Here is a 22,907-nt window from a genome sequence, read left to right as displayed (position 1 = left end):
AAGAAGCAGGGCATTGCGGCCCGTTGAACGTGTCCACACCCCTCACTGGGTGGTCTCCCGGCGCCTCACTGGGCGGTTTCCCGGCGCTTCACTGGGCGGTCTCCCGGCGCCCGGCGCAGAAGGCCGCCGCCAGGTCCCGCACCAGCACCTCGCGCGCGGAGGCGTCGAGGTCGACGAGGCCCCGCGTGGTCAGCCGGGTCACCGTGTCCTCGACCGAGTCGAACACCGAGGTCAGCGCGCCCACCCGGCGCCGGGCGTCCAGCGCCTCGATGCCGCGCCGGTGCATGGCGTCGGCGACCTCCGGGACGTACTCGACGCGGGCGGGCCGCACCGAGAACACCTCCAGCCCCACCGGACCCACCTCGCGCGCCACCAGGCGGGTCAGCCGCTCGCCGGTCTCCTCCGCCGAGCCGCGCCCGCCGCCGGGCGCCCCCACCGGCACCCGCGCGAGCGCGGCCTCCACGCACTCCCGTAGGTACGCCTCGTGGTCGTCGATCCCGAGCGCGGCCCGCGCGGTGTCGCGCACTCGCCACACCACGAGCACCGCCGCCCGCAGCGCGATCCCGTCGGCGTCGGCGGCCGGCATCGGCTCGCTGCGCCAGTGCCGCAGCCGTACGTCGATCCGGCGGCGCGGCGCCAGCGGGTTGAGCCACATCAGGCCGGCGCCCCGGACGGTCCCCCGGTAGCGGCCGTGCGACCCGAGCACCAGGGCCCGCCCGGTCCGCCCCCGGGCCAGCCCGCCGAAGCCCAGCAGGCCGAGCGCCCCGGCCCCGGCGTACGCGGTCCACTGCGGCAGCCCGAGCCCGGCGTCCACGACGACCGGCAGCCCCAGGGCTCGCACGGCCAGCGGCGGCAGCGCGCCCGCCCACCACGAGGTCAGCGCGCAGCCCGCCGCCCCGCAGGCCCCGGCCAGCACCCCGGCCGCCGCCGGCAGCACCCGCGCCGGGCGCTCCCGCAGCCCGCGGTCCGCGGTCCGGGCCGCCGGACGGGCCGAGGCCGGCGCGGGCACCCGGCGCCGGAAGCGCGGCTGCTCGCCCGTGCCCCGCCGGCTGCTCACCACCGCGGGCCCGGCGACCGCCGGGACGGGTCCGGGGACCGCGTCCCGGCGGCCCTCGGGCGGCGGATCGTCGCGGAACAGGAGGTGAACGGGGATCTCGGTCGTCGCCTCGTTGTGGATGAGCCGCGAGGCGGAACGATTCGCCCGGACGACCAGGGGCTCGATGCGATCCACGTCACACTCCATACGGACTTGTCCGGATCTGTGCACGGTGATGAGTGTCCCAACCATCCCGAAAATAAGCATGTATGACATTCCGAATATCTGAGGAAGTCGCCCAAAGGGAGCCCCGAGGCCGCCCGCGACCGCCCGCGCCGGTCGGGATCACCGCCCGGCGTCCTGTAAAGTTCTCTCTGTCAGCAGGCGCCGCTAGCTCAGTTGGTTAGAGCAGCTGACTCTTAATCAGCGGGTCCGGGGTTCGAGTCCCTGGCGGCGCACCGACAGCAAAGCCCCTCGCGACTGCGGGGGGCTTTCGCATTGCCCGAGCCCGCCGAGGGGACGGGGGCGCTGTAGCTCGCCGGGCAGGCGGAGGGGCGCCGCGGTCGGCCGAGCGAGGACGGAAGCCGGGGGCAGGGTTCTGGTGTCAGCGATAGCCCTGGGGCACTAGGAGCGAGGACGGAGGCCCAGAGGGCAGCGTCTCCGATGGCCCGTCAGCTCTCGTCCTCGGGTGACGAGCCGTCACGGGAGGCTTCCGGGGCCGTCTCGGCGGCTCGGCGGTCGGACCGGTGGGATCCGCCCGCGCCGCGGTCCGCGCCCAGGGCCCGGGGCAGGAGGACGACGGCGAGCGCGGCCGCTCCCGCGAGAACCAGCCCGGTCACCTCATGCGCGATGCCGGGCGTCGTCGGGACGGAGTGCACGGAGCGGGACGGCGAGGGAGAGCGCGGCGCCGAGGAGGACGGCGAGGCGGGATGCGTGCGCGCCGGAGCGACGGTGGCCTCACGGTTGGCCGAGCGCGTGGGGGCGGCTGTGAGGGGGGCCCGGACGGCGGAATGCATGGGGGCGGCTGGGACGAGGGCCTTGCTAGCGAGGTGCGAGGGGGCGGCGGCGACGCGGTCCCAGTCGGCGGGGTGCGGGAGGGCGGCTGTAACGCGGTCCCGGACGGCGGAGCAGGAGGGGGCGGCTGCGACGCGGTACCAGTCGGCGGAGTGCGGGAGGGCGGCTGTGACGCGGTCCCGCACGGCGGAGTAGGAGGGGGCGGCTGCGACGCGGTACCAGTCGGCGGAGTGCGAAAGGGCGGCTGAGACGCGGTCCCGCACGGCGGAGTAGGAGGGGGCGGCGGCGACGCGGCCCTGACCGGTGCCCTCCGCGCCGTCCGCGGGACCGGCGGCGCCGGACGCGTCCTGGACCGAGGCGAAGGCGGCGGCCGCCAGCAGCCCCGCACACACAGTCAGGCGCAGTGCACCCATCGGGACACCTCCGGGCTCCAGCAGACCCCGGACGCCCCGGACCCGCATCCGCCGCAGGCCGTGCTTGCGCCGAACGGGTGAGAAACGGCCCATTGGTGCGGCGGGGAAGCGGGAGGGCGAGCCCGGGGACGCGTGCCCGCACGCGCGGGCGGCCGCCGCCTCCCGTTCAGACCCGGTCGACCAGGTCGGCGATGGAGTCGACGGCCTCGGACGGCCGGTACGGGTAGCGGTCGACGTCCTCGGGCTGCGTGACCCCAGTCAGCACCAGGAAGGTGCGCATCCCGGCCTCCAGACCGGCGAGCACGTCGGTGTCCATACGGTCGCCGATCATGGCGGAGGTCTCGGAGTGGGCGCCGATCGCGTTCAGCCCCGCGCGCATCATCAGCGGGTTCGGCTTGCCGACGAAGTACGGCTTGCGGCCGGTCGCCGCGGTGATCAGGGCGGCGACCGAGCCGGTGGCGGGCAGGTCGCCCTCCGCGGAGGGGCCGACGTTGTCGGGGTTGGTGGCGATGAACCGGGCGCCGCCGTTGATCAGGCGCACGGCCTTCGTCAGCGCCTCGAAGGAGTACGTGCGCGTCTCGCCGAGCACCACGAAGTCCGGATCGTGGTCGGTGAGCACGTACCCGACGTCGTGCAGCGCGGTGGTCAGGCCCGCCTCGCCGATGACGTAGGCGCTGCCGTGCGGCCGCTGGTCGTCCAGGAACTGGGCGGTGGCCAGCGCGGAGGTCCAGATGTTCTCCTCCGGCACCTCCAGGCCCATCCTGCGCAGCCGGGCGTGCAGGTCGCGCTGGGTGTAGATGGAGTTGTTGGTCAGCACCAGGAACGGCCGCCCGGACTCCCGCAGCTTCTTCAGGAAGGCGTCGGCGCCGGGAATCGGCACGCCCTCGTGGATCAGGACCCCGTCCATGTCGGTGAGCCACGACTCGATGGGCTTGCGTTCTGCCATGTGCTTCGGTCTCCTGCCGTGCGCGGGCCCCTGCGGAGCCCAGCCTAACCAGTGGCCGGATCTTGCCGGAACGGTTCGGCAGGGACCGTTCGCCTCAGCCGCCTCCGGCCCCCTCCACCGCCCTGAGCAGGGCGGGGACCTCCGCGATGGAGGCGCGCGCATGGGTGGCGCCGGCCGCGCGCAGATCCCGTTCGCCGTGCGCCCCGGTGAGCACGCCCGCGACGACGCCGGCGCCGGCCCGCACGCCGCTGAGGATGTCGTACGACGTGTCGGCCACGACGGCCGTCTCGCGTACGAGGTGCCGGCCCGCACGCTGCTGAGCATGTCGTACGACGTGTCGCCCACGACGGCTGTTCGCGTACGTCCGCGGCGGCCCCCGTGCGCAGGAACGCCATCAGCACCATGTCCGAGTACGGCCGCCCGCGCCGCCCGCTTCGGTCGGGCACAGGATGAGCGGCGCCAGGTCGCGCCAGCCGAGCGCGTCCAGGACCGCGTCCTGGGTGACCTGGGCGAAATCCCGTGCTCAGCACGACGGTGCGGTCGTCGGCCCGCAGCTCCTCGATCGCCTCCCGACGGGGGCCGCGCCCAGAGGCGATCACAGGGGGCGCCGACCGGTCTTCCTCGTGAGCCGGTGAGCACTGCGGGTACTCCCTCGCGCTGCGGATGCGAGCGTGCTCGCGGTGCTGGGCGGCGAGAGCGCCAGGGTGGGAGCGCCTTGCACGCCGAGGACGCCGGGGTGGCGGGCCTGCCCGACGAAGACGCAAGGGTGACGGCCCTACCCGGCGAAGACGCCAAGGTGGCGGGCTTGCACGCCCAGGACGCCGGGGTGGCGGGCCTGCCCGGCGAGGGCGCCCAGGTGGCGGCCCGGCTCGACGAAGACGCCAGGGTGGCGGGCTTGCCCGACGAAGACGCCAGGGTGACAGCCCTGCCCGGCGAAGACGCCCAAGGGGGGAGCCCGCCCGGTCGGAGCAGCAGCCCGCCCCCTGGCTCACCCGTCACCGCGGCGCGGCTTCACCCCTCCCCGCGTCCGAACAGCGGCGCCAGCAGGAGTTGGGCGGCGCCCTCCGCGACTCCGCGGGCACCGCCGGGCGCCACGCGGACCGGTACCCGGTCCGCCGCGACGCCGTTGCGGGCGGCGCGTTCGGCGACCATCGCCCCGACTCCGGCGGTGAACTCCTCCGGCGCCGCCGCCACCGTACGGCCGCCCAGCAGCACCAGGTCGATGTCCAGCAGGCCGACGAGGTTCGCGGCGCCCGCGCCCAGCACGCGGGCCGCCTCCTCGACGCGCCCCCGCCGCACAGCCGCCAGGCACAGGGCCTCCAGGCATCCGCGGTCGCCGCACTCGCAGCGCGGCCCGTCCAGCAGGATCACCTGGTGCCCGAACTCCCCCGCCCCGGTGCGCGCCCCCCGGTGCACCCGGCCGCCGATCACCAGTCCGGCCCCGAGCCCCGTACCGAGGTGCAGGTAGGCGAAGGAGCCCGAGGGCGCCCCCGCACCGGCGACGGCGAGACCCAAGGCCGCGGCGTTGGTGTCCTTGTCGACCGCGACGGGCACGCCGAGGCGCCGCGCGAGCGCGTCCCGCAGCGGGAACCCGTCCCACTCCGGGAACCCGGTGACCCGGTGCAGCACGCCCCGCCCGTGATCGAGCGGTCCGGGCAGCGCGACGCCGACCCCGACCAGCGACGCGACGCGGGACAGGGCGGCGCGGTCCCGGTCCGCCGCCTCGCGATCGGCCTCGGGGGACGCGCCCGCCCCCAGCCGCCCGCTCCCGGAAGGCTCCCTAAGTACGCTCCCAGAAAGCGCCCCCGCCGTCATCCGCCCGCTTTCGGACGCCGTCCCCGGCCGCCCGCCCTCGGGGAGCGCCGCCGCCCCCGGCCGCCCCCTCTCGGGGAGCGCGGCCGCCCTCTGCCGCCCGCTCCCCAGGAGCACTTCCGCCACCAGCCGCTCGACCTCCGCCGCCGTGGCCGCCACGACGGCCTCCGCGCCCGACCCAAGGTCCAGCGGGGCGCGCCGCTCCCCGGTCACGGTTCCGTTCAGGTCGACCAGCACCGCCCGCACCTCGTCCCGGTCGATGTGCACGCCCACCGCGTGCCCGGCCTCCGGGACCAGGCGCAGCACCGTGCGCGGCTTGCCGCCGGTGGACGCCCGGCGTCCCGCCTCGGCGGCGAGTCCGCGTTCGCGCAGCCTGGCGGTGATCTTGCTGACCGCCTGCGGGGTCAGGCCGGTCCGCTCGGCCAGCTCCAGCCGGCTGATCCCCTCCGGACCCGCCGCGCGCAGCAGATCGAGCGCCAGCGCGGTGTTGTGACTGCGCAGGGCGAGCAGGTTCGCCCCGGCGCCGCCGCTCCCCGCCCGGCCGACCCCGACCCGTCCGGACTCGGCCCTCGCGGACTCCGCCCGCCCGGACTCCGCCGACACGGAACCCGTCCCGCTCCCGTCGCCCTGTCCGCCACGCACGTGCTGCCCGTCGTGCACGCCTTGCTCGCCGCGCACGTCCTGCCCCTCGTACACGCCCTGTCCGCCGCCCACTTCCTCCCCGCCGCGCACGCCCTGCCCGCCGCGCACGCCCTGCCCGCCCCGCACGCCCTGCCCACCGCGCACGTCATGCCCGCCGTACACGCCCTGTGCGCCGCGCACGTCCTGCTCGCTCTGTCCGTTCTTCCCGCTGCTCACCCCTTCATTGTCCCCCGCGCTTGCACTTAGGCAACAGCGTTGCGAAAGTAGGACCATGACTGGCACCCCCCTCCGCGTGGGCCTCGTCGGCTACGGCCTGGCCGGCTCGGTCTTCCACGCCCCGTTGATCGCTGCGACCGACGGCATGGTCCTCGACACGGTCGTGACCTCGAACCCGGAGCGGCAGGCGCAGGCCCGTGCGGAGTTCCCGGACGTCCGCCTGGCCGCCGGGCCCGACGAACTGCTCTCCCGGGCGGCCGACCTCGACCTGGTCGTCGTCGCCTCCCCCAACAAGACGCACGTCCCGCTCGCCACGGCCGCGCTGGAGGCCGGGCTGCCGGTGGTCGTGGACAAGCCGCTCGCCGGGACGGCCGCCGAGGCCCGCGCACTCGCCGACCTCGCGGAGGAGCGCGGGCTGCTGCTCTCCGTCTTCCAGAACCGCCGCTGGGACAACGACTTCCTCACCCTGCGCCGCCTGATCGCCGAGGGCGAGCTGGGCGACGTGTGGCGGTTCGAGTCCCGCTTCGAGCGGTGGCGGCCGCAGCCGAAGGGCGGCTGGCGCGAGTCCGGCGACCCGGCGGAGATCGGCGGCCTGCTCTACGACCTCGGCAGCCACGTCGTCGACCAGGCCCTGACCCTCTTCGGCCCGGTCACGCAGGTGTACGCCGAGGCGGTCGTACGCCGCGCGGGCGCCGAGGCCGACGACGACACGTTCCTGGCGCTCACGCACGCCGGCGGCGTCCGCTCCCACCTGTACGTCTCCGCCACCGCCGCCCAGCTCGGCCCCCGTTTCCGGGTGCTGGGCTCGCGGGCCGGCTACGTCAAGTACGGGCTGGACCCGCAGGAGGGCGCGCTGCGCGACGGTCTGCGTCCGGCGCCCGGCGGCGGCTGGGGCCAGGAGGGCGAGTCCCTGTGGGGCCGCCTGGGCGCCGGAGAGTCCCCGGTGACCGGCGGCGGCCGGATCGTGCCGACCCTGCCCGGCGACTACCCGGCGTACTACGCCGCCGTCGCCGCCGCCCTGCGCGAGGGCGCCCCGAACCCGGTGACCGCCCGCGAGGCCGCCGCCGCGCTCGACGTCCTGGAGGCGGCCCGCCGCTCGGCCCGCGACGGTGTGACGGTGACGCTGTGACCGCGCACCGCCCGGACCCGACGAAGGTCACGGACGCCACGGACGTCACTGTCGAGGAGCTGGAGGAGCAGGAACGCCGCCTGGTCTTCGGCCGTTTCACCCACGACGACGCCTGGGAGCTGGGCTCGCTGCTGGTGCGGATGGCGCGGGAGCGGCAGGCGCCCGTGGCCGTGGACATCCACCGCGCGGGCCAGCAGCTCTTCCACGCGGCCCTGCCCGGCGCCACCCCGGACAACGACGCCTGGATCGCCCGCAAACGCCGGGTGGTGGAACGCTACGGCGCCGCCTCCTACCTGGTCGGCGCCCGCTTCCGCGCCAAGGGCACGACGTTCGAGGACTCCTCACGTCTGGACCCCGACGTCTACGCGGCGCACGGCGGCGCCTTCCCGATCACCGTGAAGGGGGTCGGCGTGATCGGCGCGGTCACGGTGTCGGGACTGCCCCAAGTGCAGGACCACGCGCTGGTGGCTGAGGCGCTGGAGCGGTTCCTCGGCCGCTAGTGCGGCGAGTCTCTCCAGTATCGCCAGTGCTGGGACCGGCGCCGGGGGCTGCCCCGTCGCGGGTCTCCCGGTCTTCATGGGCCCGACGCTTCATGGGCCCGACGCTTCATGGGCCCGACGGGGGAATGATCGGCCCGGTCCCGCCGGTTGAGGCTGCCGAGAGCAGGAGGATCAGTCCTGACCACGGCACCCGCCCGGAGGGATCGAACCCATGAGCGACACGGCAGCCCCGCTGAAGGAGAGGGTCGGACGGTACGGCGTCTGGAGCGTGGGCCTCCGTTCGGAGGACCCGGCCCGGCGCGGTGAGATCGGCGAGGCCGCCGCCGAGCTGGAGGAGCTGGGCTTCGGCGCGGCCTGGCTCGGCGGCAACAGCACCGCGCACCACGCGGTCCCGCTGCTGGAGTCGACGTCGAAGCTGACCGTGGGCACCAGCATCCAGAGCGTGTGGCAGCTCGACGCCGAGGCGTGCGCCGCCGGCTACGCCGAGGTGGAGGCCGCCCACCCGGGCCGCTTCGTGCTGGGCCTCGGAGTCAGCCACGCCAAGCGCGTCGACCAGTACCACCGCCCCTACTCGGCGATGGTGGACTACCTCGACGCGCTGGACGCGGCCCAAGTGCCCCCGAACCGCCGGGTGCTGGCCGCGCTCGGCCCGAAGATGCTCCGGCTGTCCGGGGACCGCGCGGCCGGCGCGATCCCGTACCTGGTCACGCCGGAGCACACCGCGCGGGCCCGCGAGATCCTGGGCGAAGGCCCGCTGCTGGCACCGGAGTTCAAGGTCGTCATGGAACGGGACGCCGACCGCGCCCGCACGACCGCCCGCGCCTACCTCGCGAGGTACCTGGAACTGCCCAACTACACCGACAACTTCCTGCGTCTGGGCTTCAGCGAGGACGACGTCCGCGGCGGCGGCAGCGACCGGTTGGTCGACGCGGTGGTCGCGTGGGGCGAGGACTCCCGTATCCGCGACCGTGTCGAGGAGTTCAGGGCCGCGGGCGCCGACCACGTGGTGATCCAGGTGGTGGACGACAGAGAGGTCGACGTGCTGCCCCGGGAGGACTGGCGCCGCCTGGCCGCCGCCGTCCTGACGTGAACTCCGGTATGGGACGGGGAGGCGGAGAGCCCTGGGCTCTCCGCCTCGCCGTCCCGACGCGGGGTCCGGGCACCGTCCCGACGCGGTCCGCCTCGCCGTCCCGACACGGCCCGTCTCGTCGTCTCCGACGCGGTCCGGGCGCCGTCCGCGCGGTCAGGCGTCCTTCAGCTTCTGGCGCTGGCGCCCCAGCCCCTCGACCTCCAGCTCGACCACGTCGCCGGAGCGCAGATACGGCTGGGGCTCCGGCCGCCCCATGGCCACGCCCGCCGGAGTCCCGGTGTTGACGACGTCGCCGGGGTAGAGGGTCATGAACTGGCTGACGTAGCAGAGCACTTCGGCGACGGGGAAGATCTGCTCGGCGGTGCTGCCGTCCTGCTTCAGCTCGCCGTTGACCCACAGTCTCAGGGAGAGGTCCTGCGGGTCGGGCACCTCGTCGGCCGTGACGAGCCACGGTCCGAGCGGGTTGAACGTCTCGCAGTTCTTCCCCTTGTCCCAGGTGCCGCCCCGCTCGATCTGGAACTCGCGCTCGGAGACGTCGTGGGCCACCGCGTACCCGGCGACGTGCGCCAGCGCCTGCGCGGGCGACTCCAGGCAGCGGGCGGTGCGCCCGATGACGACCGCCAACTCCACTTCCCAGTCGGTCTTCACCGAGCCGCGCGGCACCAGCACGGTGTCGTGCGGACCGACCACGGTGTCCGGCGCCTTGAGGAAGACGACGGGCTCGGCGGGCGGCTCGGCGCCGATCTCGCGGGCGTGGTCGTGGTAGTTCAGCCCGATGCACACGATCTTGCCGATCCGGGCGAGCGGCGGCCCGATCCGCAGCCCGGCCGGATCGAGCGCCGGCAGCTCGCCGGCGCCTGCGGCGGCCCGGATCCGGCCGAGCGCCGCGTCGTCCGCGAGCAGCGTCCCGTCGACGTCCTCGACGATCCCGGACAGGTCGCGCAGGACGCCCTCGGCGTCCAGCAGCGCGGGCCGCTCGGCGCCCGCCGCACCGACGCGCAGCAGCTTCATGTTCTCCTTCTCCCCACTCCGTCGAACTCCCTCGCCCGCGGGCAGCCCGGCCGAGAACGCGACCGGGCGCGGCGGTCGTAGCGATCACGGCAGGCGCGGCGGTCGCGGTAGTCGCAGCGGGCGCGGCGGGCGCGGCCGTCAGAGGGCTCCTCTGATCCTCCGAGGCCGGGGCCTGCGCCGCAACACCCGGCTCACGTAGTGGACAGACGGCCAGAAGCGCGGCCGCACGGTCGCGGCCGTGCTCCCGGCTGCGGCCGCCCGTCTCGGGGTCGGGGTCGGGGTCGGGGTCGGGGTCAGCGGTACAGCACCGCCCGCTCGACCGCGCTCCACGCCGAGCTGGTCACCACGTACAGGGCGGCGGCGAGCGGCACCACGGCCACGCTGACGAGCGTGAAGAAGGACAGGAACGGCGCGAGCTTGTTCACGGCGGCGACAGCGACGGCCCCGGCGCCTCCCTCGCCGCCGTCCACGGCGAGCGCGGCGCCGTCGGCCGTCTCCCGCCGCGTACGCCGGAAGTTGACGACCGCGACGGCGGTCACGACCGCGAACAGGGCCGCGTACACCAGTCCCGAGGCGCCGAGGAGGCCGCCGTGGGCGAGGGCGTCGGTCCACCGCCCGCCGAGCGGGGCGGTCAACAGGCGATGGTCGAGCAGCCGGTTGGGGCCGCCGTCGATCGTGGCGCTGGAGAACAGGCGGTAGAGCAGGAAGAGGGCGGGCGCCTGCAACAGGCCGGGCAGGCAGCCCGACAGCGGCGACACGTGCTCCTCGGCGTGCAGGGCCAGCAGCGCCTTCCGCAGCCGCTCGGGGTCCTTCCGGTGCCGTCGGCGCAGTTCGGCGACGCGCGGCCGCAACGCGGCACGGGCCCGCTGTCCGCGGGCGGCGGCACGGGAGAGGGGATGGACGAGCAGTCGTACGAGCGCGGTGCACAGGACGATCGCGGCGGCCGCCGCCGACGCATGGAACAGCGGCTGGAGCAGGTCGGCGCATTGCTCGACCAGGCGGGCGGAGACGGTGAACACGGACATGGGTGAGCCCTTCGGGGGTCTCGTCGTGCCGGGAGTGCGGAGGTGTGGAGGTGTGAAGGTGCTTGAGGTGACGGCATGACGAACCGCCCGCGCAGGGCGCGCGAGAGAGGCGGTAGTGCGGTGGTGGGTGCGCGCCCTAGGCGACGGCGGTCGCCGGGAGGGCGCGTCCGGGCGCTCGGGGGCGCTGTCGGCCGGCGGCGTCGGGGTCGCGTTGCGGCAGGAAGGCCGTGCGCCGGTTCCGGTCGCGCAGGGCCGTGCGGACCCGGGTGGGCGGCACGGCGGGCGCGGACCGCGCGGCGAGCAGCACGCAGGCGACGAACGCGGCCCCGGCCGCGGCGGTCGCGGCGAGCGCGACGGCGGCGGACAGACCGGCGACGTCGAGCAGCGCGGGCTGGAGGGCGAGGAGCAGGAACAGCAGCACGGGGGCGAGACGGGCGCCGACCCGTTCACGCGCCGGCGCCGCGGTCACACGCACGGTGACGTCCACGCCCCCTCCCCTCAACTTCCGCTCCTACGAGTCCCGTCGGGGCCAAGCTACCCGACCCCTCTGACACACCCCGGACGCACCGAGGACGTCTGGACGTCTGGACCGCTCCAGCACGGTGAGGACGTCCGGCACGGGGACGACGGTTCCCGGGGGCGGGCGTTCGCCGCAGACCCTGGCGTCGGCGCAGGGACGGCGGGGAGGGCGACGCGCGGCGGTCGACGTTCGGCGTCGGGCGCGCAGACGGAAACGGCCGGGGGGGCAGACGGGAACGGCCGGGGGCCGCAGACGGGAACGGCTGGGGAGGGAAGGGGAAGCTGACCGGACAGGCCGAAGCCGAACAGTAAGGGAGAGGGAGGGAAGGGGAGGCGGGACCAGGGGCGTCTGCTCCTTCGCTCCCTCACGTTTGTCACCGCCCGGCAGTACGGTGTCCCCCATGCGCCCCGACACGCCCGCCGAGAACGTCGACCACGCCGCCGAAGCGGACCGCCTGGAGCGGACCGCCGGCCTGTACCCCGAGGACGCCGAGGCCCTGCTGCTCCAGGCCGCGGCCCATCGGGAACTGTCCGGCGACCGCCCCGCCGCGACCGCGCTCTACGACCGCCTGCTGTCGTCCGCGCAGGAACTGGACGAACCGCACCTGGTGCGCGCCCTCAAGGCCGCGAACCTCTGGGAGTACGGCCACGAGGCCGAGGCGCGGGCGATCATCGACGGCATCCGCACGACGGCCCCGAGGGAACCGGCGCCGTGGGTGATCGTCGCGGAGTCGCTGGAGGCGCACGACGAGTTGGACGCGGCGCACAAGACGTTCACGGAGGCGGTCGCGCTCCTGCTGGCGGACGCGGCGGAGCCGCCGTACGCCACGTACCCGCTGCTCTTCGGCCGGCACCGGGTCCGCCGCATGCTCGGCGCGTCCCACGACGAGTGGGACGCGCTGGCCGACACGCTGCACAGCGCCCCGGTCGCCCTGGACGAGCTGCACGACCCGAAGCGCGTATGGTCTCTCGGCTCGGAGAACCCGGCGGAGCTGCGCGCCGAACTGGAGCGGCTGCGCGCGGAACTAGGCGCCTACCGCGAAGCCCTGTCCCGCCCGTTCCCGGTGGCGGTCCTGCACTGGCCGGCCGAGGAACTGGGCGAACTGGTGACGGCGTACGAGGACCTCGCCGCGGAGTACCCCTCCCACGAGGCCCACTTGGCGACCATAGAGGCGTCGCTGCGGGAACTGGCCTCCTCCGGCACCCCCAACCTGGGCATCGTCTCCGGCACGGTCCCCTCCTACGAGGCGTTCGCCGCCTCGGAGAGCGCGTCCCCGTCCGACGCCGCCCTCCTCCCCCAGTACGCCACCACCCTGGCAGCCCGCGGCCGAGCCACCCCCTGGCCCCCACAGCGAGCAACCGAATGCTGGTGCGGATCGGGAGCGGCGTACGGGGAGTGCCACGGAAACTGAGCACGGCGGACCGCTAGTTTCTCCGAGGCCGCGACCGGTCTCCGCGCGTCGCGCGCATCAAAAATTCCATAAGTCATCCGCCAATGAGGGTCGCACATAAGCGATTTCCATCGCGTGATGCATTGATCGCCGATGCCGTGAACGAATCAACGGCCGTCTATGCGAATCATTCTAGAGGGGGGAACGAATCTTGCTTCCTTTTGAAGAAGATGATTTCAGAGCAGCCATGCAGATCTCCCGGCAATCTCTGGCGCTGGAAGATTCTGACCTGGCAATGGTCGCCGAGCACATCAGCACTATGCCCTCCGCCATGACCCGCTTCGCATCCGTTCTTCGAGCGACCATCGATCAGTTGCTGAACGGGGAAGTCACCGGCCGCTACGACTGGAAAACTCTGTTCAAGACAGAGAAAACCCATGCCGGCACACTGGTAGAGATCAACCTTCAGCGAGAGTTCAAGTTCGACGACGGCGCTAAAATGGACTACCGGATCGCCGGAGTCGACGTTGACTGCAAATATTCACAGCAGTTCGGTGGCTGGATGATACCGCCAGAGGCCATCGGCCATTTGTGTTTGCTGGTCTGGGCCGATGACTACAAGACACGCTGGAGCGCCGGCCTCATCCGCGTCAGCCGGGACTTGCTCAATGGCGGCGGCAATCGTGACCTCAAGCTGACCATAAAGGCTGAGCACCGCGACAAGATTTTTTGGCTGTGGCGTAACGCACAACTCCCGGAGAACGTGCTGCTCCACCTTGATCCCGGCACCCGGGCAGCGATCCTGTCTCACAGCTCAGGGCAGCGTCGGGTCAACGAGCTGTTCGAGCGCGCACAGGAGAGACTGATCGGCCGTGGCGTGGTCCGCACGGTAGCCCAGCAGCACGACTACATGGCGCGAGTGCGCGAAGCGCCGGGCCGAGCCCGCACCGTACTGCGGGAGCGGGGCATCCTCATCCCTGGCCACTATCGCAATCACCAGGCCATTGCCCATACGCTTGGCATGCCCGTACCGCAGGGCGGCGAACTCGTCAGCTTCCGCGTTGCCGAAGCCAAGTCGCACCACGGAGACAAGCCCAGGGTGGAACTGGATGGCCGACAATGGGTTTTGGCTACCGCTGCAGACCCTGTAGAGCCAGCCCCCTTCCTGCCCAAGCACACAGCCAGTTGAGGGCTGGGATGCACGAGCAACGTGCGGAGACTTTGATCCGATCGTGACGCGAACTCCTGAGCAAGGCGAAACGACCAGCGCCTCCGAAGACACCTGGCTCCCTCCGAAGGGATCCTGGGCATCGTCGGCAGCCCGCCGCCGGAACATGCAGGCCATTCGAAGCCGGGATACCAAGCCGGAGCGGCTGATCCGAAGCCTGCTTCATGCTCGCGGATTGCGCTACCGAGTAGCGGCAAAGCCGCTGCCAAACCTCCGAAGGACCGCGGACATCGTGTTCCGTCCCACCAAGGTAGCTGTCTTTATTGACGGTTGCTATTGGCACGGCTGCCCGCAGCACTACGTAGCTCCGAAGACGAATCCCGGTTATTGGTCCGACAAGGTCGCAAGAAACGTGACTCGTGACCGGGACACTGACCAGCAGCTTCAAGCGGCAGGGTGGACCGTGCTGCGCTTCTGGGAGCACGACTCAGCCGAGGAGTGCGCCGTGAAGATCGCAGCTACGGTCAGCCGCCTTCGACACAATGAGTGATGGCGAGCGCCTCTGTTCAGCGCTCACTTGCTTTGGCCGCGGCTTCGAGCGCAGCATAAATCTGGTTGCCGACCGCCTGAGCGACCGGAGGCGGAAAGGCGTTCCCGACCTGCCGGTAAGCAGCAGTCTTGCGGCCCGAGAACCTCCACTCAGGGGGGAATCCCTGAATCAGTGCCGCTTGCGTCACAGTGAGCTTGGGACCTGCGGACGAGAAGAGGTCACGTTCGGCATCTTTCATGTCGCTCGGCTCGTTCGCCACGCCCAGCGCGCACACACCAAGCTCCGCCCATGCCCGTTTCGCCCGTGTCGGGCCAAGATCAGCGCCTCCATGCTTCTTGGAGCCGCCCACGACTGTGGGGGCAACGCCCTCAAGCGCCTTTTCGTACCACCTCTTGAAGGCGCCCTCCGTCCTGGGGTCGTCCACCACCGCGTCGTAGCGCGTACGCATCGAGTCATGGAGGACCTCCCCCACGGTGACGACCCGGGTCTCAGCCGGCTTGTGGTGCTCGAAGTAGCGGGCGTACTCGGGTCTCATTGCCACCAGAATGGCTCGCGGGCGTAGCTGCGGGACTGCGTAGTTCCTTGCCTCCAGAATGTCCCAGTAACAGGCCTCATAGCCCAGCCCCTCCAGGTCCTTGACGATCTCCTCCCGGTACTCGGCGAACTTGGGGTCCAGGAGACCGCGTACATTCTCGATCATCACGGCCTTGGGCTCCAGCTCGTCGACAAGCCGCAGCATCGTCGGGAAGAGGTCCCGCTCGTCCTCCCGGCCCAGTTGCTTGCCGGCTGCCGAGAACGGCGGGCATGGCACGCCTCCGGCAAGGAGGTCCAGAGTGCCCGGTGTGATGCCCAGCCCAGCGGAGTCAAAGTTCCTGAGATCAGCCTGGATCACCTTGCAGCCGCCCCATTCAGGGCTTCGCTCTGTATTAGCTCTGAGCGTCTCGCATGCGTCCTTGTCGATCTCGATGAGCGCAGCATGCCGGAAACCTGCCAGATGCAGGCCCACGGCCTGTCCGCCAGCCCCGGCGCAGATCTCGACCGAGGTGTACTTGAGTTCGTTGGTGCGGGTCATGTCCCCTCCTTGCAGCCGTGCAGCGGCAGACACATCTTGCAATCCGCCTTCACTGAGGGTGACAGACCCCACTGACAACGAGACCAGACCAAGTGTGCAGCACGCCCCACCGGTCGCTGAACACACCCCCGATCGCCCGAACGCGCTTACGATATTCTCCGTGCGCATACCTGCATGGACAGAAGACGAACTCGTGCTGGCCGGAGCACTGGTCGTCAAGAATGGATGGCGGGAGCTGCGGACGGGGGATCACGCCGTTCAGGAGCTGTCCGATCTGCTCAAGTCCCTCCCGATTCACGACCCCGAGGTACAGGCGGCGCCGGGCTTCCGGTCCCCGGACAGCGTCAGCCGCAAGACCGCGGACTTCGCCACCAACCGTCCGGGGTACGCAGGCAAACCCACCCGGTGCGGCGAGCCGACGCGCCAGATGATCGCGGCCTTCACGAGTCGGGAGTCCGAGATGCTGCTGGCCGCCCAGGCCATCGAAGAGGGCATCGGCTCGGGCGAGTTGCACCGCATTCCTCCGCAGCCCGACGAGACGGACGAGGCGGGGCACTCCGCGGTCGAGGGGCGGCTCCTGACACGCCAGGCACTCGTACGGGAACGGGACCCGAAGCTGCGCATGCGGAAGATCAGGCAGGTGCGGTCGCGTCGGCAGGCCCTGGCCTGCGAAGTGTGCGGCTTCGATTTCGCCCTGGTGTACGGCAGCCTGGGCGAGGACTACATCGAGGTGCACCACACCACGCCCCTCCACGTCTCCGGTCCCCGGAAGACCCGGCTCGACGACCTCGCCTGTCTGTGCGCCAACTGCCACCGGATGTGCCACCGAAGCCGTCCGGGCGAGTCCTGGCGCACCCCGGAGGAACTGCGGCAACTGATCAGGACGTCCGAGGCCCGCAGCCGGTAGACACCCCGGGGGGCGGGTCCCTTGTGGACTCCCTGTCAGAGGGGTAGGCGTGGGGTGGTCACCAGCGCTCGGGGGCGGTTCGCCTCGCCGTTTCACTGGCGCGAAGGACCCCGTTCGCCCCGCGCCCCGCCACCGGCGCCCCCGCCTACCTCCCCCACCGGCGGCGCCCCTAACGTCTGGTCGTGACCAAGTTTCTTCTCGCCGTGCATGTTCTCGCCGCGATCGTCGCGATCGGGCCTGTGACCGTCGCCGCCAGCATGTTTCCGCCTGCTGCCCGCCGGGCGCTTCAGTCGCCCGGTGAGCCGGGAGGGGCCGAGACCGTGCGGCTGCTGCTGCGGATCTGCCGGGTGTACGCCGTCGTCGGTGTGGTCGTGCCCGTGTTCGGGTTCGCCACGGCGCAGAACATGGGGGTGCTCGGGGACGCCTGGCTGATCGTGTCGATCGCGCTGACCGCGCTCGCCGCGCTGGTCCTGATCGTGTTCGTGCTCCCCCGGCAGACCGCCATAGCCGACGGTCTCCCCGGGGAGGACGGGGAGCGTCCCGTGTCCGTCTCCTCCCGCGCCACCGCGCGCCTCGCCATGGTCACCGGGGTGTTCAACCTCCTGTGGGCCGCGGTGACCGTGCTGATGATCGTCAGGCCGGGCTCGACGACGGGGGCGTGACGTCCTTGCCGCCGTCGCCCCGGGCGTCCGCCGTCGCCCCGCGCGTCACCGCGGTCAGCGGCTTGGCGATGTCCTCCAGGGAGCGGCGTTCCGCGTCGACCGCCAGGAAGACCGCGACCAGGCCCGCCGCGCACATCAGGGCCGCGCCGATCGAGAAGGCGAGGACCGTGTCGCCGACCTTGCCGGTGCCGGTGAGGTCCGCGAACAGCACCGGGCCGCTGATTCCGCCCGCGGCGGTGCCCAGGGCGTAGAAGAAGGCGATGGACATCGCCCTGGTCTCCATCGGGAAGATCTCGGAGACGGTCAGGTAGGCGCTGGAGGCGCCGGCCGAGGCGAAGAACAGCACCGCGCACCAGCACGCCGTCAGCGTCACCGCGCTCAGCGAGCCGCGGTCGAACAGCCAGGCGGTGCCGAACAGCAGCAGCCCGGACAGCAGGTAGGTGCCGGAGATCATCACCCGGCGGCCGACCGTGTCGAACAGCTTGCCCAGCAGCAGCGGGCCGAGGAAGTTGCCGACCGCGATGACCGCGAAGTAGTAGCCGGTGCGGTCCGTGGGGACGTCGAAGAATTTGGTCAGGATCGCGCCGAAGCCGAAGGTGATCGCGTTGTAGAGGAACGCCTGGCCGATGAACAGGGAGAAGCCGAGGATCGCGCGCTTGCGGTAGTCGGCGAAGACCGTACGGCCGATCTCCAGGAAGGAGACGGTGCGGCGCTGATGGATGGTGATCTCGCCGTGCGGCGGCGGGAGCGGCTTCCCCGTCTCGGCCTCGATGTCGCGTTCGATGCCGGCGACCACCTCCTCGGCCTCGCGGTCCCTGCCGTGGATCAGCAGCCAGCGCGGGCTCTCCGGGACGTGCCGGCGGACCAGCAGGATCACCAGGGCGAGCACGGCGCCCAGCGCGAACGTCAGCCGCCAGCCGACGTTCGCGGCGAGGAAGTCGGTGTTCAGGGCGAGGATGGACAGCAGTGAGCCGCCGACCGCGCCCACCCAGAAGCTGCCGTTGATGATCAGGTCGACGCGTCCCCGGTGCTCGGAGGGGATCAGCTCGTCGATCGCGGAGTTGATGGCCGCGTACTCGCCGCCGATGCCGAAACCGGTGAGAAAGCGGAAGAGGAAGAACCACCACGCGTCGAAGGACACGGCGGTGAGCGCCGTGGCCGCGAGGTACACCGCCAGGGTGATCATAAACAGTTTCTTGCGGCCGTACCGGTCGGTCAGCCGACCCCAGAACAGGGCGCCGACGCACGCACCGGCCACGTAGAGGGCGGCGGCGACGCCGGTGACCTGGCCGGAGCTGATCGACAGGCCGCTGCCGGGCTCGGAGAGGCGGCCGGCGATGTTGCCGACCACGGTGACTTCCAGGCCGTCGAGGATCCATACGGTGCCCAGGCCGACGACGATCGTCCAGTGCCAGCGCGACCAGGGCAGCCGGTCGAGCCTCGCGGGGATGTCGGTGGTCAAGGTATGGCCGGTGGCGCCTTCTGGGGTGGTCATGGGCTCCCTCCTCGCCGAGCGGAACTCCATGCGGGTTCCCCCGCCGTGACGGGATCACGCCAGAGGCACACCAGAGGCGCCGCCGGACGGCCGGTACGCGGCGGCGCCGAGCACTGCTGCCGAGCGCTGGACGCCCACCGCGCCCACCGCGCCCATACCGCCTAGCGCGTCCGCACCGCGCCACCGTGCCCACCACGCCTAGCACGTCAGCAACACGCCAACATGCGCACAGCGCCCACACCGCGCCACCGTGTCCACAACGCCCGCCGCGTACGCCCAGGGCGCGCCCCGATCCCCGGCGCGCACCGAGCGCACGCGCCCCCTACGCCCCCAGCGCCCGTGACACCGCGTAGATCAGCAGGCCCGCCAGCGAGCCGACCACCGTGCCGTTGATGCGGATGAACTGGAGGTCGCGGCCGATGTGGGCCTCGATCTTGCGGGTGGTGTGCTCGGCGTCCCAGCCCGCCACCGTGTCGGTGATCAGGGAGGTGATCTCCGTGCGGTACGTGGACACCACGTACACCGCCGCGCTCTCCACCCAGCGGTCGACCTTGCCCTGCGCCTTGGGGTCCACGGCCATCCGGGCGCCCAGGGAGAGCAGCGAGGCGCGGACCCGCAGGCGCAGCTCGCTGCGCTCGTCCTCCGCCGCGGCGACGATCATGGACCGTACGGCGGTCCAGGCGGAGGCGATCAGGTCCTGCACCTCGCCGCGGCCCAGCACCTCGCCCTTGAGCCGTTCGACCCGCGTCCGGGTCGCGCCGTCGGACTGGAGGTCGCGGGCGAAGTCGGTGAGGAACCGGTCCAGGGCGCCGCGGGCGGGATGGCCGGGCATGTCGCGTGTCTCGGTGACGAAGCGCAGCAGCTCCCGGTAGACGCGCTCACCGACCTTCCGGTCGACGAACTTCGGCGTCCAGCCGGGCGCCCCGCCCTGCACGGCGTCCATCACGGAGTCGCCGTGCAGCACCAGCCAGTCGTGCGCCCGGCCCACGATCAGGTCGACGACCCGCCGGTGGCCGCCGTCGGCGACGACCTTCTCCAGCATCTTGCCGATGCCGGGGGCGATCTCCTGGGCGCTCGCCCGGCGAGTGATCGCCTCGCCGACCACGGCCTGCACGTCCGAGTCGCGCAGCACCGTCAGGGCGCCGCGCAGCGCCGTGGCCAGCTCGGCGGTCACCCGGTCGGCGTTCTCCGGGCGGGCGAGCCAGGCGCCCAGGCGGCTGCCGATGCCGACGGCGCGCAGCCGCTGCCGTACGACGTGCTCGGAGAGGAAGTTCTCGCCGACGAACTCGCCCAGGGAGACGCCGAGCTGGTCCTTCTTGGTGGGGATGATCGCGGTGTGCGGGATGGGCAGGCCCAGCGGATGGCGGAAGAGGGCGGTGACCGCGAACCAGTCGGCCAGGGCGCCGACCATGCCGGCCTCGGCGGCGGCCGCGATGTAGCCCGCCCAGGCGCCCGCGCCCGCGTGTCCGGCCACGGTGCCGAGGACGTAGACGAGGGCCACCGCCAGCAGCAGACCGGTCGCGGTCAGCTTCATCCGGCGCACCCCGCGCTGGCGCTCCTCGTCGGCGGGGCTGAACACGCTCATGGCGCGCTGCGTCGCGGCGTCAGCCGCCCGGCCGCCCGCCGCATCAGCCGCATGGCCCCCCACGGCGTCACCCGCACGCCCGGCGGCGGCGCCGGCCGCACGCGCGGCAGCGGTGTCCGCCGTACCCGCGGCGGACGTGTCCGCCGCAGGCTCGGCGCCGTCCGCCGTACGCCCGGCGGGCTGCGTCGTTGGTTTCATCCGGCGTCCCCTCCACTCGGCCCGTTCGTCCACTCGACTTGTTCGTCCACTCGACTTGTTCGTCACGCGACCCGTTCGATGATCGCGCACATGTCCCGTACACAATTGTCCCTGCCTGACCGACTCCCGGAACGGAACAGAAGTTCCCGGCGTCTGCGAGCAAGAGGACCGGAGCGACGGGCTCCAGTCGTCGGAGGGGACCGTCATCCGCCTGACCAGGCGTCACGTCTTCTGCCTGCGCGCCGCGATCACCGCGCTGATCGTGGCCGCCTCTGCCGCCGTCTGGGGCATGACCTCCGGTGCGGGCGCGCCCGCCGGCTCCGCGGGAGGCGGGCGCCGGCCCCGTACGTCGGCCGCGCCCGCCTCCGCCGGCGCCTGGGTCGGCGCGTGGGCCGCCGCCCCGGCCGCCGCCGAGCCGGGCACCGGGACCCGCGGCATGGCGGGCCGCTCGGTGCGCGACGTCGTGCACGCCGCCGTCTCGGGTACGAGTGCCCGCGTCACGCTGTCCCATCTCTACGGCCGGTCGCCGCTGACGATCACGCACGCCACGGTCGCGGTCTCGGCGTCGGCGGCCCCGCCGCCGTCGAGGACAGCATGCGGCGGCTCACCTTCTCCGGCGCGCCCGAGGTCGTCGTGCCCGTGGGCGGGCAGGCGATGAGCGACGCCGTGCGCATCGCCGTGCCGCGGGGCGCCGACGTCTTGGTCACCTCCTACTCCCCCACCGCCTCGGGACCGGTCACCTACCACCCGTGCGCCCGCCAGGTCTCCTACGCCGTCCAGGGCGACCGCACCGAGGACACGACGGGCGCGCCGTACACCGAGCGCACGGTGCACTGGCGCTGCCTGAGCGCGCTGGACCTGTTCAGCGACCGGGCCGACGGGACGGTCTCGCGTTCGGCGACTCGATCACCGACGGCGTCAGCTCCACGCTCGGCGCCGACCGCCGCTGGACCGACGTCCTCGCCCAGCGGCTGCGCGCCGCCCGCGCGAGGGGCCGGGACGCGCCCCGCTACAGCGTCGTCAACGAGGGCGTCAGCGGCAACAGGGCGCTCGCCGACGGACCCGGCCTGCCCGCGGACGACCCCAGCGGACCGCACCGGTTCGGGCGCGACGTGCTGGGGCGGACGCACGCCAGGGCCGTCGTCGGCGAACTGGGGATCAACGACATCCCGCGCGACCCGGGGCCGGCCGACCCCGCTCGGATCGCGGCCGGTCTGCGCAGCCTGGTGCGCCAGGCCCAGGCGCACGGCCTGAAGGTCTTCGGCGCCACCCTGACGCCGTTCGGCGACCGCCGCGGGTGGACGATGGCCCGTGAGGGCGTACGGGAGCAGGTGAACGCCGCGATCCGGTCGGGCACGGTGTACGACGCCGTGGTGGACTTCGACGGCGCGCTGCGGGACCCCCAGGCGCCCCGGCAGCTCCGCGCCGCCTACGACTGCGGGGACCACCTGCATCCCAGCGACCTCGGCTACCGGGCGAGGGGCGAGGCGCTCGACTTGGCGGCGCTCAGGGGCGCCGGGCAGACGGGCGCCTGAGCGGCCGGGCGGCGCGGACCGGGCGCACTCGCCTCGGGAGCGCCCCCGTCCCCGTGCCCGCGCTCGCCCCCACGCCCGCGCTCGCCCCCACGCCCGCACTCGCCCCTGCGCTCGCACTAGCGCCCGCCGCGAGCCGGTGAGCTTTTCCGGTCACCGCACTAGCTAGAGGTCCTGCCGGTACTAGCGGTCCTCCCGGCGCCGCTCGCGGCGGGCCGTGCCCAGTTCGTGGCGCTCCGCCCTGCGGTCCAGCCGCTCCTGGCGACGCTCCTCCTTCAGGCGCTTGCGCTCCGCCCGGGTGACCTTGCGCTCCACTCCTACCCCGCCCCAGAAGGCGAAGCCCGTGACGATCACGCGCGGTGCGCCCGGCTCGCCCGGGACGCCCTGCTCGCGGTGGTCGAAGCCGCCCATGACGCCGATGCCGCGCACCACCACCTCGACGCCGGGCGGCACGGTCACCTGCACGCCGCCCATGATCGCCACGCAGTTGATCTGCACCTCGTCGTCGGCGAAGTTCGCCTCCCGCAGGTCGATCTCGCCGCCGCCCCAGAACGCCAAGCAGTTGAACCGCTTCGGCACGGTCCAGGTCCCCTTGCGCTCGAACCCGGACATGACCGCGACGGCCCACGCCTGCGACTCGGGGCCGACCCCGCCGCCGACGATCCGGCCCGCCCAACCGCCGCGCTCCACCGGCTCCTTGCGCAGGGAGACCGCGGGGGCGTCGACGCCCCGCCCGGCCGGCAGGTCGCGCGTGACTGGCTCCAACTCGCCGTAGGTGCGCGCCTGGTAGGTCGTCTCCAGCCGCTCCTCGAACTCCGCCATGTCCAGGCGGCCTTCGGCGAGGGCGTCGCGCAGGATCTCGGCGGTCCGCTCGCGGTCGGCGTCGGAGGCGCGCAGGTCGGAGGCGGAGGGCCGGGCGGGGTTCCCGCCCGGGGGCACGGCGTCGGTCATGCCGAGCAGCCTACGAGTTCCCCGCGCCGGAGGCTACGCGTTC

Annotated in this window: 20 protein-coding genes, 1 tRNA gene and 2 pseudogenes; 10 read left to right on the top strand and 13 right to left on the bottom strand. The window is 72.9% G+C overall.

Annotated features, from left to right (window positions below):
- Positions 1-88 precede the first annotated feature (88 nt).
- Positions 89-1,243: an SPFH domain-containing protein gene (locus tag ABZ861_RS05280; RefSeq protein WP_361623980.1), complete on the bottom strand. Its 1,155-nt coding sequence runs from the start codon at positions 1,241-1,243 to the stop codon at positions 89-91.
- 177 nt (positions 1,244-1,420) lie between these two features.
- Here ABZ861_RS05280 and ABZ861_RS05275 point away from each other — a divergent pair.
- A tRNA-Lys gene (locus tag ABZ861_RS05275) sits at positions 1,421-1,494 on the top strand.
- A 213-nt stretch (positions 1,495-1,707) separates the two neighbouring features.
- Here ABZ861_RS05275 and ABZ861_RS05270 read toward each other — a convergent pair.
- From ABZ861_RS05270 to ABZ861_RS05250, 5 genes and pseudogenes are all read right to left on the bottom strand, one after another.
- A complete protein-coding gene (locus ABZ861_RS05270; protein WP_361623977.1) occupies positions 1,708-2,463 on the bottom strand; it encodes a hypothetical protein in 756 nt (251 codons plus the stop codon).
- Between the two features lie 166 nt (positions 2,464-2,629).
- A complete protein-coding gene (locus ABZ861_RS05265) occupies positions 2,630-3,409 on the bottom strand; it encodes an HAD-IIA family hydrolase (RefSeq protein WP_361623974.1) in 780 nt (259 codons plus the stop codon).
- Between the two features lie 94 nt (positions 3,410-3,503).
- Positions 3,504-3,981 (bottom strand): annotated as a pseudogene (locus tag ABZ861_RS05260) (hypothetical protein); the annotation flags it as partial.
- 203 nt (positions 3,982-4,184) lie between these two features.
- Positions 4,185-4,355, bottom strand: a complete 171-nt coding sequence (locus ABZ861_RS05255; RefSeq protein ID WP_361623971.1) for a hypothetical protein — start codon at positions 4,353-4,355, stop codon at positions 4,185-4,187.
- A 65-nt stretch (positions 4,356-4,420) separates the two neighbouring features.
- Positions 4,421-5,722, bottom strand: a complete 1,302-nt coding sequence (locus ABZ861_RS05250; RefSeq protein WP_361624448.1) for an ROK family transcriptional regulator — start codon at positions 5,720-5,722, stop codon at positions 4,421-4,423.
- A gap of 412 nt (positions 5,723-6,134) precedes the next feature.
- Here ABZ861_RS05250 and ABZ861_RS05245 point away from each other — a divergent pair, with 412 nt between their 5' ends.
- The 3 genes from ABZ861_RS05245 (at position 6,135) to ABZ861_RS05235 (ending at position 8,798) form a co-directional block, all read left to right on the top strand.
- Positions 6,135-7,208 (top strand): Gfo/Idh/MocA family oxidoreductase, encoded by a 1,074-nt coding sequence (locus ABZ861_RS05245; protein WP_361623968.1) that lies wholly within the window; start codon positions 6,135-6,137, stop codon positions 7,206-7,208.
- A complete protein-coding gene (locus ABZ861_RS05240; protein WP_361623965.1) occupies positions 7,205-7,708 on the top strand; it encodes a heme-degrading domain-containing protein in 504 nt (167 codons plus the stop codon). Before ABZ861_RS05245 ends, ABZ861_RS05240 begins: the two co-directional genes overlap by 4 nt.
- Before the next feature lie 211 nt (positions 7,709-7,919).
- Complete coding sequence (locus ABZ861_RS05235; RefSeq protein WP_361623962.1) at positions 7,920-8,798, top strand: LLM class F420-dependent oxidoreductase; 879 nt, start codon at positions 7,920-7,922, stop codon at positions 8,796-8,798.
- 153 nt (positions 8,799-8,951) lie between these two features.
- Here the strand turns inward: ABZ861_RS05235 and ABZ861_RS05230 are convergent, their stop codons facing one another.
- From ABZ861_RS05230 to ABZ861_RS05220, 3 genes are all read right to left on the bottom strand, one after another.
- Positions 8,952-9,809 carry a fumarylacetoacetate hydrolase family protein gene (locus tag ABZ861_RS05230; protein ID WP_361623959.1) on the bottom strand — a complete coding sequence of 286 codons (858 nt, stop codon included), beginning with the start codon at positions 9,807-9,809 and terminating at the stop codon, positions 8,952-8,954.
- A gap of 293 nt (positions 9,810-10,102) precedes the next feature.
- The gene (gene yidC, locus ABZ861_RS05225) at positions 10,103-10,834 is read right to left on the bottom strand and encodes a membrane protein insertase YidC (RefSeq protein ID WP_361623956.1); all 732 of its coding nucleotides are present in this window, start codon (positions 10,832-10,834) and stop codon (positions 10,103-10,105) included.
- Between the two features lie 136 nt (positions 10,835-10,970).
- Positions 10,971-11,255 (bottom strand): DUF6412 domain-containing protein, encoded by a 285-nt coding sequence (locus tag ABZ861_RS05220; protein WP_361624445.1) that lies wholly within the window; start codon positions 11,253-11,255, stop codon positions 10,971-10,973.
- A gap of 499 nt (positions 11,256-11,754) precedes the next feature.
- Here ABZ861_RS05220 and ABZ861_RS05215 point away from each other — a divergent pair, with 499 nt between their 5' ends.
- The 3 genes from ABZ861_RS05215 to ABZ861_RS05205 all read left to right on the top strand — a co-directional run bounded on the left by ABZ861_RS05215 (position 11,755) and on the right by ABZ861_RS05205 (position 14,462).
- Complete coding sequence (locus ABZ861_RS05215) at positions 11,755-12,765, top strand: SEC-C domain-containing protein (RefSeq protein WP_361623954.1); 1,011 nt, start codon at positions 11,755-11,757, stop codon at positions 12,763-12,765.
- 190 nt (positions 12,766-12,955) lie between these two features.
- The gene (locus ABZ861_RS05210) at positions 12,956-13,933 is read left to right on the top strand and encodes a NaeI family type II restriction endonuclease (protein ID WP_361623951.1); all 978 of its coding nucleotides are present in this window, start codon (positions 12,956-12,958) and stop codon (positions 13,931-13,933) included.
- 43 nt (positions 13,934-13,976) lie between these two features.
- A complete protein-coding gene (locus tag ABZ861_RS05205; protein WP_361623948.1) occupies positions 13,977-14,462 on the top strand; it encodes a very short patch repair endonuclease in 486 nt (161 codons plus the stop codon).
- 16 nt (positions 14,463-14,478) lie between these two features.
- Here the strand turns inward: ABZ861_RS05205 and dcm are convergent, their stop codons facing one another.
- On the bottom strand, positions 14,479-15,534 hold the full coding sequence (gene dcm, locus ABZ861_RS05200; protein ID WP_361623945.1) for a DNA (cytosine-5-)-methyltransferase: 1,056 nt from the start codon (positions 15,532-15,534) through the stop codon (positions 14,479-14,481).
- Between the two features lie 160 nt (positions 15,535-15,694).
- Between dcm and ABZ861_RS05195 the strand changes: the two genes are divergently transcribed.
- Positions 15,695-16,441, top strand: a complete 747-nt coding sequence (locus ABZ861_RS05195; protein WP_361623942.1) for an HNH endonuclease — start codon at positions 15,695-15,697, stop codon at positions 16,439-16,441.
- A gap of 182 nt (positions 16,442-16,623) precedes the next feature.
- Complete coding sequence (locus ABZ861_RS05190) at positions 16,624-17,103, top strand: DUF2269 family protein (RefSeq protein ID WP_361623939.1); 480 nt, start codon at positions 16,624-16,626, stop codon at positions 17,101-17,103.
- Here ABZ861_RS05190 and ABZ861_RS05185 read toward each other — a convergent pair.
- Positions 17,075-18,598 carry an MFS transporter gene (locus ABZ861_RS05185; protein WP_361623936.1) on the bottom strand — a complete coding sequence of 508 codons (1,524 nt, stop codon included), beginning with the start codon at positions 18,596-18,598 and terminating at the stop codon, positions 17,075-17,077. The two genes, ABZ861_RS05190 and ABZ861_RS05185, sit on opposite strands and share 29 nt — an antisense overlap.
- A 322-nt stretch (positions 18,599-18,920) precedes the next feature.
- Positions 18,921-20,183, bottom strand: a complete 1,263-nt coding sequence (locus ABZ861_RS05180; protein WP_361623933.1) for a DUF445 domain-containing protein — start codon at positions 20,181-20,183, stop codon at positions 18,921-18,923.
- A 409-nt stretch (positions 20,184-20,592) separates the two neighbouring features.
- Between ABZ861_RS05180 and ABZ861_RS05175 the strand changes: the two are divergent.
- Positions 20,593-21,916: pseudogene (locus ABZ861_RS05175) on the top strand (GDSL-type esterase/lipase family protein).
- Between the two features lie 180 nt (positions 21,917-22,096).
- Here the strand turns inward: ABZ861_RS05175 and ABZ861_RS05170 are convergent.
- Positions 22,097-22,864 carry a DUF1707 domain-containing protein gene (locus ABZ861_RS05170; protein ID WP_361623930.1) on the bottom strand — a complete coding sequence of 256 codons (768 nt, stop codon included), beginning with the start codon at positions 22,862-22,864 and terminating at the stop codon, positions 22,097-22,099.
- Positions 22,865-22,907: the final 43 nt, after the last annotated feature.

The sequence above is a fragment of the Streptomyces sp. NPDC046985 genome, assembly GCF_040644415.1.
Lineage (GTDB): Bacteria > Actinomycetota > Actinomycetes > Streptomycetales > Streptomycetaceae > Streptomyces.
The sequence above is the reverse complement of the archived record's forward strand: the minus strand, read 5'-3'. Positions and strand labels throughout refer to the sequence as shown.

Bases quoted from the DNA above. Each gene is read 5' to 3' on its own strand.
- ABZ861_RS05280 (WP_361623980.1), bottom strand. From the start codon at position 1,243: ATGGAGTGTGACGTGGATCGCATCGAGCCCCTGGTCGTCCGGGCGAAT.
- ABZ861_RS05270 (WP_361623977.1), bottom strand. From the start codon at position 2,463: ATGGGTGCACTGCGCCTGACTGTGTGTGCGGGGCTGCTGGCGGCCGCC.
- ABZ861_RS05265 (WP_361623974.1), bottom strand. From the start codon at position 3,409: ATGGCAGAACGCAAGCCCATCGAGTCGTGGCTCACCGACATGGACGGG.
- ABZ861_RS05245 (WP_361623968.1), top strand. From the start codon at position 6,135: ATGACTGGCACCCCCCTCCGCGTGGGCCTCGTCGGCTACGGCCTGGCC.
- ABZ861_RS05235 (WP_361623962.1), top strand. From the start codon at position 7,920: ATGAGCGACACGGCAGCCCCGCTGAAGGAGAGGGTCGGACGGTACGGC.
- ABZ861_RS05230 (WP_361623959.1), bottom strand. From the start codon at position 9,809: ATGAAGCTGCTGCGCGTCGGTGCGGCGGGCGCCGAGCGGCCCGCGCTG.
- yidC (WP_361623956.1), bottom strand. From the start codon at position 10,834: ATGTCCGTGTTCACCGTCTCCGCCCGCCTGGTCGAGCAATGCGCCGAC.
- ABZ861_RS05215 (WP_361623954.1), top strand. From the start codon at position 11,755: ATGCGCCCCGACACGCCCGCCGAGAACGTCGACCACGCCGCCGAAGCG.
- dcm (WP_361623945.1), bottom strand. From the start codon at position 15,534: ATGACCCGCACCAACGAACTCAAGTACACCTCGGTCGAGATCTGCGCC.
- ABZ861_RS05185 (WP_361623936.1), bottom strand. From the start codon at position 18,598: ATGACCACCCCAGAAGGCGCCACCGGCCATACCTTGACCACCGACATC.
- ABZ861_RS05180 (WP_361623933.1), bottom strand. From the start codon at position 20,183: ATGAGCGTGTTCAGCCCCGCCGACGAGGAGCGCCAGCGCGGGGTGCGC.
- ABZ861_RS05170 (WP_361623930.1), bottom strand. From the start codon at position 22,864: ATGACCGACGCCGTGCCCCCGGGCGGGAACCCCGCCCGGCCCTCCGCC.